Source organism: Streptomyces sp. NPDC020597, assembly GCF_044335095.1.
In the GTDB taxonomy this organism is placed as follows: domain Bacteria; phylum Actinomycetota; class Actinomycetes; order Streptomycetales; family Streptomycetaceae; genus Streptomyces.
Genome location: NZ_JBIRUL010000005.1, coordinates 321,008 through 332,694, shown reverse-complemented (window position 1 = coordinate 332,694; position 11,687 = coordinate 321,008). Strand labels below are relative to the sequence as shown.

General features: G+C 73.9%; 6 protein-coding genes. 2 read left to right on the top strand and 4 right to left on the bottom strand.

What is annotated here, in order from left to right; translation table 11 throughout:
- Positions 1 to 140 precede the first annotated feature (140 nt).
- The 4 genes from ACH4ZA_RS12260 to ACH4ZA_RS12245 form a co-directional block, all read right to left on the bottom strand.
- Positions 141 to 2,567 carry a S9 family peptidase gene (locus ACH4ZA_RS12260; RefSeq protein ID WP_398429208.1) on the bottom strand — a complete coding sequence of 809 codons (2,427 nt, stop codon included), beginning with the start codon at positions 2,565 to 2,567 and terminating at the stop codon, positions 141 to 143.
- Positions 2,540 to 4,324: an N-acetylglutaminylglutamine amidotransferase gene (locus ACH4ZA_RS12255; protein WP_319282544.1), complete on the bottom strand. Its 1,785-nt coding sequence runs from the start codon at positions 4,322 to 4,324 to the stop codon at positions 2,540 to 2,542. The genes ACH4ZA_RS12260 and ACH4ZA_RS12255 overlap by 28 nt, the downstream gene beginning before the upstream one ends.
- Before the next feature lie 295 nt (positions 4,325 to 4,619).
- A complete protein-coding gene (locus ACH4ZA_RS12250) occupies positions 4,620 to 5,795 on the bottom strand; it encodes a glutamate--cysteine ligase (RefSeq protein ID WP_398429297.1) in 1,176 nt (391 codons plus the stop codon).
- A gap of 353 nt (positions 5,796 to 6,148) precedes the next feature.
- Positions 6,149 to 6,886 (bottom strand): hypothetical protein, encoded by a 738-nt coding sequence (locus tag ACH4ZA_RS12245; RefSeq protein WP_398429207.1) that lies wholly within the window; start codon positions 6,884 to 6,886, stop codon positions 6,149 to 6,151.
- 810 nt (positions 6,887 to 7,696) lie between these two features.
- On the opposite strand from ACH4ZA_RS12245, the gene ACH4ZA_RS12240 reads away from it, so the two are divergent.
- Together ACH4ZA_RS12240 and scpA are read left to right on the top strand one after the other, a co-directional pair.
- Positions 7,697 to 9,508 (top strand): methylmalonyl-CoA mutase family protein, encoded by a 1,812-nt coding sequence (locus tag ACH4ZA_RS12240; protein ID WP_398429206.1) that lies wholly within the window; start codon positions 7,697 to 7,699, stop codon positions 9,506 to 9,508.
- Positions 9,508 to 11,682, top strand: coding sequence for a methylmalonyl-CoA mutase (gene scpA, locus ACH4ZA_RS12235; protein WP_398429204.1), 2,175 nt, complete (start codon positions 9,508 to 9,510; stop codon positions 11,680 to 11,682). The genes ACH4ZA_RS12240 and scpA overlap by 1 nt, the downstream gene beginning before the upstream one ends.
- Positions 11,683 to 11,687: the final 5 nt, after the last annotated feature.

The following is an 11,687-nucleotide window of genomic DNA, read 5'->3' as shown; positions in this document are numbered from 1 at the left end:
GACGGTGCTGACAGTGGCAGGAAGCGGCGCTCGACCTCCCCAGGCATCGCGCCGCTTCCTGCCGACTCGCATCGACTACCCCGCGTCCGCCGCTCTACGCACACCGGATCCGGGAAACGTTCACACCCGTCGGACGGCGTTCACAGGAGGAGGTGGCGCTCCATCCAGTCGCCGGCGGCCCGGCGGAACAGTCGCCGGTTGTCCGCCCGCAGGAAGTCGTGGCCCTCGTCGCGCAGGGTCAGCATCTCGGCGGCCAGGCCCCTTTCGCGGGCGGCCCGCACGAACTGGCGCGACTCCTCTGGCGGCACGTTGGTGTCGTGTTCGCCGTGGACGGCCAGCACCGGGACGCGCAGCGCGTCGATCCGGGTCATCGGCGACAGGGACCGCAGCAGTTCCCGGTCGCGGTCGGGGTGACCGTACTTGTGCGCGGCGGACTCCGCGAGCCAGGGTTCCGTCGTGGCGAAGAACGTCAGGAAGTCCGACATGCCGCAGACGGCCACTCCGGTGCGGAACAGTTCGGGGTGCCGGACCAGCGAGGCGAAGGTCAGGTAGCCGCCGTAGGAGCGGCCCATGACGGCCAGCCGTGTCGGGTCGGCGAGACCTGTCGTGACGACGTGGGCCGCGCAGTCGGCGACGTCGTCCAGGGCGGCGAAGCGGCCCGCTCCGAGGTCTGCGTCGACGAACGAGCGGCCGTGGCCGGAGGAGCCGCGCACGTCCGGGGCGAAGACGTCCAGGCCGCGCCCCGTCAGTTCGTGGTAGAGCGGGTGCAGGACCGGGCGTTCCTGTTCCTCGGGGCCGCCGTGCAGATGGATCACGCACGGGGCGGGCACGCTCGAGGGGCGGCCCGGCGCGCGGTAGTACCAGCCGCTCAGCGGCAGCCCGTCGCGCGCGGTCAGCCGCAGGGGGACGGGGCGCACGGGCGGGCGGGACGGCGGGACGGCGTCCTCGTCCTTCGAGGACCAGGGGGTGCGCACGAGGGAGACGCCTTCGCGGGCCCACCACACGCCGGGGCGGCGTTGCGAGCCCGACATGGCGAGCAGCAGACGGCCCGCCCCGGCCGCCGTGACACGGGTGACGACCTCGTGGGGCAGCGGGATGGGGCGTGCCGGGCCGGCGGCGTCGGGAGCCTGCGGTGCGGGGAGGCCCCAGAAGGCGGGGAAGGTCTCGACCAGTTCGAGTTCGCTCGCCCCCCGGGTGTTCCAGGCCAGGGCGGCGGTGCGGCCGTCGTGGGCCATCGCCAGCAGCTCGAGGTCGCAGCCGTCCCGTTCCGCGACGACGGACGTGACGACGGGCGCGGCGGCGGACGTGACTGCGGACGCGCGGTGCGGCGCTTCGAGGGCGCCGTCGGAGCCTCCGTCGGGTCGGCCGTCCGCGTCGAGGACGACGGCCAGGAGCGCCGCGTACTCCCGGTCCGCGTTGCTGCGCAGCCACAGCGTCCGGGCGTCGGGCGAGAACCTGCCGATCCACGGGTCTCCGTCGGCGACCGGCAGGGCGAAGGTGGCCGTCGCGTCGTCGGTCCGCCGCACGACGGCCTCGCGCCGGCCGCGAGGTCCCCGGCGCAGCAGCACGAGCGAGCCGTCCCGGCTGAGGTCGCACGCCCGCAGCGTGGCCGCGTGGGTCTCCGTGGTCAGCAGGACCGGCGACGCCAGACCGTCGGGGTCGATCAGGTAGACCGACAGGCCGCCGTCGGGGCGCACGGTCGCCGCCGGTGCGCTCGCCTCGGCCGGCGTGCCGCCCAGCGCCCCGGTCACCGTCGCCGTGGCAGCCGTGGCAGCCGTGGCAGCCGTGGCAGCGACGGTCGCCGGACCGTTCCAGGTTCCGGCGTCGTACGAGGAGGCGCCGAGGAGCGTGGCGTGTCCGCCGCGGTCGGCCCATCCGGCGGGCGGGAGGACGCCGTCGAGAGGAGCGTCGGCCGGGCCGCGGTCCGTCGGGGCGCGTCCCCGACCTTCGCCGGGGACGGGGGCGGGAGGCGCGGTGACGGTGACGGCGAGCCAGGAGCCGTCGTGCGACCAGCAGCCCAGGTAGGCGGTGCTGCCCGGGTCGGCGCCCGCCAGTACGCGCCGGCCGGTGCCGTCGGGACGCACGCACAGCACCCGGGAGTGCTCACCGCCGCCCGGCGCGGTGGTGTACGCGATCCAACGGCCGTCCGGCGACCAGGACACCTCGGTGACGGGATCCGGCGAGGAGTCCAGCAGCCGCACGTCGGCGCTGTTCACTGGCCCGGCCCAGAGCTGGGGGACCCCGCCGCGGTCGCAGATGAAGGCCACCTCGGCGCCGTCCGCGCCGGCGGAGGGGTACCAGCACCCGTGCGCGCGCAGCCGGCTCACGGCCTCGCGCGGTCCGGCCGCGTCGGGCAGCAGCACCAGGGCCGGGGCCGCCTCGCACACCGCGCCCGGCGCGTCCCCGTCCGCGCGCCGGGGGTCAGCGGGCCGGGCGGGGGCCGGCGGCGCGGGCGCGCCGAACGCGGCGAGGCCGGCGTCGACCCGTCGCAGGGCGGGCGCCGGGCCGTGCGCGGCCCGCCCGTTCCGGTCGCCGTCGGTCACGTGATTCCGTGCGTCTGCAGCCATATCTCCAGCAAAGCTACCTGCCACAGGGCGTTCGCTCCGCGCCTGGTCCGGCACTCGTCGGGCGCCGCGAGCAGCTCGGTCACGTACGACTCCCGGAACAGGCCACGCTCCGTCGCCTCGGGCGCCTTCAGCGCCTCCTGCACGCGCTGCAGGACGGGACCCGCCATATGGCGGACCGCGGGGACCGGGAAGTAGCCCTTGGGGCGGTCGACGACCTCGCGCGGCAGGAGCTTGCGGCCCGCCTCCTTCAGCACGCCCTTTCCGCCGTCGGCGAGTTTGAGCTCGGGCGGGCAGGACGCGGCGAGTTCCACGAGTTCGTGGTCGAGGAACGGCACCCTGGCCTCGAGGCCCCAGGCCATCGTCATGTTGTCGACCCGTTTGACGGGGTCGTCGACGAGCATGACGTGCGTGTCGAGGCGCAGCGCCGCGTCCAGGGCGCTCTCCGCACCGGGCGCCGCCATGTGGGCGCGCACGAAGTCGCCCGAGACGTCGTCGTGCGGCAGCATGTGCGGCTGGAGAATCCGGGCGAGGTCGGCGTGCGGGCGGTCGAAGTACGTCTCGGCGTACCGCCCGGGTTCGTCCTCGCGGGAGACCTCGGCCAGCTGCGGGTACCAGTGGTAGCCGGCGAACACCTCGTCGGCGCCCTGCCCGCTCTGCACGACCTTCACCTCCTTCGACACCAGCTCGGAGAGCAGGTAGAAGGCGACCACGTCGTGGCTGACCATGGGCTCGCTCATGGCGGCGATCGCGCCGTCCAGGGCCGTCGACACCCGGTCGGAGGGCACCATCAGGCGGCGGTGGTCGGTGGCGAACTCCCGGGACACCAGGTCCGAGTACCGGAACTCGTCGCCCTCCTCGCCGCCCTCCGACTCGAAGCCGACGCTGAACGTCATCAGGTCCCGCTGTCCCTCGTCGGCCAGCAGGGCGACGATGAGGCTGGAGTCGAGGCCGCCGGAGAGCAGCACGCCGACCTGGACGTCGGACACCATCCGGCGTCGAACGGCGGTGCGCAGCGCCTCCAGCACCGTGTCACGCCATTCGTTCGCGCCCATGCCCGCGTATTCGGGCCGGCGCGTGTAGGACGGCTGCCAGTAGCGGTGGTCACGGTGACTGCCGTCGGGCTCGACGACCCGCACGGTGGCCGGGGGAAGCTTGCGCACGCCGTTCAGGACGGTGCGGGGAGCCGCCACCGTGGCGTGCCAGCTGAGGTACTGGTGGACGGCCGCCGGGTCGAGCGAGGTGTCCACGTCCCCGGCGGCGAGGAGGGCGGGCAGCGACGAGGCGAAGCGCAGCCGGCCGGGCGTCCGGGACAGGTAGAGCGGCTTGATGCCGAGCCGGTCGCGGCCCAGCACCACGCGGCCCGTGCGGTGTTCGACGAGGGCGAAGGCGAACATGCCGTGGAAGTGCTCGACGCAGGCGGTCCCCCACTGCTGGTAGGCCTTGAGCACCACCTCGGTGTCGGACGTCGACGTGAAGCGGTGGCCGAGGCCGCGCAGTTCGTCGCGCAGCTCCCGGTAGTTGTACACACAGCCGTTGAAGACGCCGGTGAGCTCGGCGCGGGCGTCCGTCATCGGCTGGGCCCCGAGGTCCGACAGGTCGATGATCTTCAGGCGCCGGTGTCCGAGCGCCACCGCGCCCCGCGTCCACAGGCCCTGGCCGTCGGGCCCGCGGGCCGCGAGCCGGTCGCTCATGCGCCCGACGGCCTCCGTATCAGGTCGCCGTCCGTCGAAGCGGATCTCTCCGCTCAGACCGCACATGGCGCACCGCCTCCCTTCCGCACGCCGGCGTCCGCGGACCGGTGCCGGAGAACCGGACCGCCCTCGCCGATCACGACCTCAGCCGTGCTGCTGGACATGACAAAACCTTTCTCTACGGTCGTCTCACCGAACGGTTCCACCGAGCGGATCGTCACAACGGGCGCCGTCGGGCATGCTGCGTGCGCGCGTCGTGCGCCGGACGCGAGCCGCCTGCGCGCCCGCCGCACGACGGTGCGCGGCGACCGTCGCGGCCGCCGAACCTGAGTAGCCGGTGTCCATGGCGTTCACGCGCACGTCAGCGGCCGATGGCCTCCGGCAGTGCCCGGCGCAGGACGGAGGAGCGCGACCCTCCCACGGCAGAGGGCCGGGACGTGGCGCGCAGCCCGCGGGCGCGCTCGCCGCGGGTCTCGGCGATGAGCATGTCGACGCAGGCCAGCAGGTCCTCGTCCTGTGCCGTACGGCGCATGCGGCGGGCCGCGCTGCCCTCGGCGAGCGCCGAGCGCGCCAGCGAGCGGACGGTGTCCCAGTCGCCGTGGGCCTCGAGCGCGGGACGGAGCCGGACGAGCAGCTTGCGCAGGACCTGCGGCGCCGCCGCCTCCCGGTGCGTCTCAGGGTCCACGAGCGTGCCTTCGAGGCCGGAGCGGGCCGCGCGCCAGGTGGCGCCGCGCAGCCACTCGTGCCGTCCGGTACAGCCCGGCTCGCCGCGCGTGCGCAGCCGCTCGCGGGCCTCGGTCACCAGGGCGCGGAAGAGGCCGGCGATGAGCACGACGGTCTCCGCGCGCGGGCAGGCGTCGCAGACGCGCAGTTCGAGGGTGCGCAGGTGGGAGGAGGGGCGTACGTCGTAATAGATCATCCCCGGGTCGCTGATGACCCCGGCACGGACGAAGTCCTCCACCGCGGCGTCGTACTCGGCCGCGCCGGAGAAGCATCCGGCGGGACCCGCGGTGGGCCAGCGCTGCCACACCAGGGTGCGCCAGCTCGCGTACCCCGTGTCGGCGCCCTGCCAGAACGGGGAGCTCGCGGAGAGCGCCAGGAGCACGGGCAGCCACGGCGACACCACGCACATGGCGCGTACGGCCGTGTCCCGGTCGGGCACGTCCACGTGGACCTGGGCGCCGCAGATCAGCTGTTCGTCGGCGATCTTGCGGTACTCCTCGGCCATGTGCAGATAGCGGGCGTCGGCGGTGGGGTGCGCGGAGACGGCCGGCGCGAGGGGCGCGGTGCCCGCGGCCATCACGGCCAGGCCCGACGACGCGGCCGCCTCGTCCAGTCGCCGTCTCGTCTCGGTGAGGTCGGCGTACAGGTCGTCAAGCGACGCGTGCACACCGCTGTTCGACTCGACCGTCGACTGATGCAGCTCGGTGGTGAAGGTCCGTTTGGGCAGGTGCTCCAGGACGGCGTCGGCGCGTGGCACCAGGAGCCCGCTCTCCACCTCCAGGACGTGGAACTCTTCCTCCACTCCGATACGCATACTCACGTTCACTCCTCGGGGTATGCCCGGCCGCCCGAGCGGAGGGCTGATCCTCCGGGTGGTTGCCGGCGGCCGGTCGCGGAGACCAAGTTCCCCACGGACAGCCACATAAGCCCAGTAGCGCACATTTGGTGCATATTATACTCAGATGAGCATAGTGACGCAGAAGCGGGCGATTGCCGGCCACCGCGGCCGAACCGGCTCCGGCACATGAGCGCCCCTTCCTGCACCCTTCTCGCGCACGTCCCGCACTCCTGCCGCGAAGCGGCGGAACGCGCTGCGCCCCCGGGTACCCGCATTCACACAGGTCCACCGTCGGGGCTTCACCGGCTCCTCACGACGGTGACACGGGCTCACGGCAGCGGCGACTCGTGGCCGGGGCGACGCCGCGGCGCCGGGGCCCGGTCGGGCCGGACGAGGACCTCGGCCCCGACCGGGGTGAAGCCGGCGGCGAGGAACGTCCGCAGCGAGCGCGCGTTGCCCGGGGCGACGGCGGCGAAGACCGGTTCGTCCTCCCGGACCAGCGTGAGCGCGTCGCGGAGCAGCGACCTGCCGCGTCCACGGCGGTGGCCGTCGTCGGGTGCGTGCAGCTCGATGCTCAGTTCCGTACGGCCGGCGAGCCCCGCCGCCAGCGTGACCAGCCCCCGGTCGTCGCCGAAGACCCGGACGCCGGCCCGCAGCCGGCGGGCGTACCGCACCCGGGGATGGCCGTCGGCCCCGTCGAGCGGCTGCAGCCGTGCGGTCCCGCCGGAACCCCGGCGCACGAGCACGGCGTCGATCGACCCGATCCATCCCGTGGGCCCGGCGAGAGCGCGCAGGAAGTCCGGGCCCATCGAGCCGCCGAACCCGTCGGGGCGCAGGGCGTGGACCGCCGGCGCGGACAGCGCGGTGGCGACGACGGCGTGACCGGTGAAGGCGACCGACGTCTCCAGCGGACCGGACGGCGCGGGCAGCGCGGGCAGCACCGTGACGGCGCCGTCGGCCGGCGGGAAACAGCCGTCCGCGGCGTCGAGGAAGTACGCGAGCAGCGGATGCGGCGCCGCGGCTCCGGGCTCGGGAACCGGGGACGGAGCCGCGCTGCGGGTCGTCACGTCGAACGCCTCTCTGCCGGCGAAGGAGGGCACGCCGATTCGACCACGGCGACGGCCCGCGCCCAAGAGCCGGCCGACGCCCTGCGCCGGCCGGGCTGGCACCGGACGCGTGTCACCCGCGGCGCGACTCGGGGGCTTCGGCGCCGGTGGAGGCCGGTGAGCGCCTGCGGACGGCGTTCGACGGCCCGACGCGCCGAATCCGACACCTGCCGCCGCGACCGGCGTGACCGGCGTGACCGGCGCTCCGGGAGCACCGGACGCCGTGTCACGGGCAGCCGCTTGCGCTGTCATTGACGACACGGGCGGCAGGGTCCGGGCAGGAACGGTCGGCGTCCCGGGGCGGGGTCGGGGACGGCCTGCGCCTCCGGCAACGGCGCCCGTCCGCATGGACGTTGACGACTCGGCAGAACCTGGCGCCGTCCGTCGCCGGGTCGTCGCCGGATGTGACGCGGCGACCCGCGGCCGCCGGCGAGGGGGAACCGGATCGCCGCGGGCCGGGCCGTGTGGCGGGACCGGACCGAACGACGCCGAGTGGCGGAGCGGGCGCCTCCGCCAGTGCGGCGGTGGGCCGCCGCTAAAGCCCCGGTGGCGCGCCGCCGTCGCCGCGCCGGGCGCCCGGCCCGCGCACCGCGGGTCGCGCCGCCGGCCGGCATCGGACGTCCCGCCTGGTCAGGGCCGGTGCGCGGTCTGTTCGCGGTCTGTTCGCGGCGTCGAGTCCCGGTCGAGAGGAGCAGGTCACAACCGCGGCGAGGGAAAGGTCACAACGAACCCCTCTGCTGCTCCTTCGTGTCTTGGGCCTAGCATCCGAGCATGACGGTCCTGCCTGACGACGGGCTCCAGCTGGCCGGCGAGTTCCCTGACGCCACCCACGAGCAGTGGCAGCGCCTCATCGCAGGCGTGCTGCGCAAGTCGGGCAAGGACGTCGAGGGCGACGAGGCCGAGGAAGCCCTGTCCACCGCACTCGAGGACGGGTTGCGCACCCGGCCCCTCTACACCTCGCGCGACGCCGCGCCCGAGCACGGTCACCCCGGTTTCGCGCCCTTCGTGCGCGGCAGCCGGCCCGAGGGGAACGCCGTCGGGGGCTGGGACGTGCGGCAGCGGCACACGGTCGACGACAACCGCGCCGTGCTCGCGGATCTGGAGAACGGCGTCACCTCCCTGTGGCTGGTGACCGGCGACGGCGGCATCCCGGTGTCGGCCCTCGGCCGGGTCCTGGACGGCGTGCTCCTCGATCTGGCGCCGGTCGTGCTCGACGCGGGCGACCAGATCGAGCCCGCCGCACGGGAGTTGCTGCGGCTGTTCGAGGAACGCGGCGTCACGAAGGACGCGGCGCGCGGCAGTCTGGGCGCGGACCCCCTCGGCCACGAGGCCCGCACCGGGCGGCCGGTCCCGTTCGCACCGGCGGCCGAGCTCGCGGCGCTGTGCGCGCGGGAGTATCCGAAGCTGCGGGCGCTGACGGTGGACGCGCTGCCCTACCACGAGGCAGGCGGTTCCGCCGCGCAGGAACTGGGCGCCTCGCTGGCCACCGGCGTCGGCTACCTGCGGGAGCTGACCGAGGCCGGACTGAGCGTCGAACAGGCCTGCGGGCAGCTCGAGTTCCGCTACGCGGCGACCGCCGACCAGTTCCTCACGATCGCCAAGCTGCGGGCCGCCCGCCGGCTGTGGGCCCGGATCGCCGAGGTGTGCGGGGCGTCCGACGCCGGCGCGCAGATCCAGCACGCGGTGACCTCGCCGGTGATGATGTCGCGCCGCGACCCGTGGGTGAACATGCTGCGCACCACCATCGCCACGCTCGCCGCCGGGGCGGGCGGGGCGGACTCCGTCACCGTGCTGTCCTTCGACGACGCGCTCGGCCTGCCCGACGCGTTCGCGCGGCGCATCGCCCGCAACACCTCCACGATCCTGATCGAGGAGGCGCACCTGTCCCGGGTCATCGACCCGGCGGGCGGCTCCTGGTACGTGGAACGCCTGACGGACGAACTGGCCCACGCGGGCTGGGAGTTCTTCCAGGGCATCGAGCGCAGCGGCGGTCAGGCGGCCGCCCTGCGCTCGGGCCGCCTCGCGAAGGACCTCGCCGACACCTGGCAGGCGCGCAGCGGCCGGCTCGCCAAGCGGCGCGAACCCATCACCGGGGTCAGTGAGTTCCCGTTCCTCGCGGAGAAGCCGGTGGTGCGCGGGAGCGCGCCCGAACCGCGCTCCGGCGGTCTGCCGCGGGTGCGCCGCGACGAGGCGTACGAGGCGCTGCGGGCGCGTTCGGACGCCCACCTCGCGGCGACCGGCTCCCGGCCGCGGATCTATCTGGCGGCGCTCGGCCCGGCCGCCGCGCACACCGCCCGGCTGACGTTCGCCGCGAACCTGTTCCAGGCCGGCGGCGTCGAGCCGGTCACCGAGGGCTCCTTCGAGGACAGCGGCGCCACGGAGGTCTGCCTGTGCTCGAGTGACGCCCTGTACGAAGAGCAGGCGGAGACGGAGGCCGCCCGGCTGCGGGCCGCCGGCGCCTCGCACGTGTTCCTCGCCGGACGCCCCGGGCAGTACCCCGGGGTCGACGCGTACGTCTTCGCGGGCTGCGACGCCGTCGCCGTGCTGTCCGCCACCCTTGACCGCATGGGAGCTGTGTCCTGATGGCAATTCCCGACTTCTCCGGGATCGAACTGGGGACCCCGGCCGCCGACGCCGGCGCCGACGAGTGGCGCACGGCCGTCAAGAGGGCGGCGGGCGGGGACGACCTGCTGTGGGAGACCCCCGAGGGCATCACGGTCAAGCCGCTGTACACCGGTCAGGACCTGGAGGGCCTGGACTTCCTGGGCACCTATCCGGGCGCCGCCCCGTACCTGCGCGGCCCGTACCCGACGATGTACGTCAACCAGCCGTGGACGATCCGCCAGTACGCCGGCTTCTCCACCGCCGAGGAGTCCAACGCCTTCTACCGCCGCAACCTCGCGGCCGGACAGAAGGGCCTGTCCGTCGCCTTCGACCTGCCGACGCACCGCGGGTACGACAGCGACCACCCGCGGGTGACCGGCGACGTCGGCATGGCGGGTGTGGCGATCGACTCGATCTACGACATGCGGCAGCTCTTCGACGGCATCCCGCTGGACAAGATGACCGTCTCCATGACGATGAACGGCGCCGTGCTGCCGGTGCTGGCGCTCTACATCGTCGCCGCCGAGGAACAGGGCGTGCCGCCCGAGAAGCTGGCCGGGACCATCCAGAACGACATCCTCAAGGAGTTCATGGTCCGCAACACCTACATCTATCCGCCGAAGCCGTCGATGCGGATCATCTCCGACATCTTCGCCTACACCTCGCAGCGGATGCCCCGCTACAACTCCATCTCCATCTCGGGCTACCACATCCAGGAGGCGGGCGCGACGGCCGACCTGGAGCTGGCGTACACCCTCGCCGACGGCGTGGAGTACATCCGCGCCGGCCGTGAAGCCGGCCTGGACGTGGACGCGTTCGCCCCCCGGCTGTCCTTCTTCTGGGCCATCGGCATGAACTTCTTCATGGAGATCGCCAAGCTGCGGGCCGCGCGGCTGCTCTGGGCCAAGCTGGTACGGCAGTTCGACCCGCAGAACGCCAAGTCGCTCTCCCTGCGCACCCATTCGCAGACCTCCGGCTGGTCGCTGACCGCGCAGGACGTGTTCAACAACGTGACGCGTACGGCCGTCGAGGCGATGGCGGCGACCCAGGGCCACACGCAGTCGCTGCACACCAACGCCCTCGACGAGGCGCTCGCGCTGCCGACCGACTTCTCCGCGCGCATCGCCCGCAACACGCAGCTGCTGATCCAGCAGGAGTCCGGCACCACCCGGGTGATCGACCCGTGGGGCGGCAGCGCCTACGTGGAGCGGCTGACGTACGACCTCGCGCGCCGGGCCTGGCAGCACATCGAGGAGGTCGAGGCCGCGGGCGGCATGGCCAGGGCCATCGACGCCGGCATCCCCAAGCTGCGCATCGAGGAGGCGGCGGCCCGCACACAGGCGCGTATCGACTCCGGACGCCAGCCGGTGATCGGCGTCAACAAGTACCGCGTCGACAGCGACGAGCAGATCGACGTCCTCAAGGTCGACAACTCCTCCGTGCGCACCCAGCAGATCGAGAAGCTGCGCCGGTTGCGCGAGGAGCGGGACGACGCCGCGTGCCGGGCCGCCCTGGACGCGCTGACCCGGGCGGCGGGCGGCGAGGGCAACCTGCTGGAGCTGGCCGTGCAGGCGGCCCGCGCGAAGGCGACCGTCGGTGAGATCTCCGACGCCCTGGAGAAGGTGTACGGCCGGCACGCGAGCCAGATCCGTACGATCTCCGGCGTGTACCGCAACGAAGCAGGGGAGTCGCCCTCCGTGGACCGCACCCGCGGCCTCGTGTCCGCGTTCGAGGAGGCCGAGGGCCGTCGGCCGCGCATCCTGGTCGCCAAGATGGGCCAGGACGGGCACGACCGCGGCCAGAAGGTGATCGCCACCGCCTTCGCCGACCTCGGCTTCGACGTCGACGTCGGCCCGCTGTTCCAGACCCCGGGCGAGGTGGCCCGGCAGGCCGTCGAGGCCGACGTGCACATCGTCGGGGTGTCGTCGCTGGCCGCGGGACACCTCACCCTGGTGCCGGCGCTGCGCGAGCAGCTCGCCGAGGAAGGACGCGAGGACATCATGATCGTCGTCGGCGGGGTCATCCCGCCGCAGGACGTGCCCACGCTCCTGGAGATGGGCGCGGCCGCCGTCTTCCCGCCCGGCACGGTCATCCCGGACGCCGCGTACGACCTGGTGAAGCGGCTGTCGGACGACCTCGGGCACGGCCTCTGACGCCC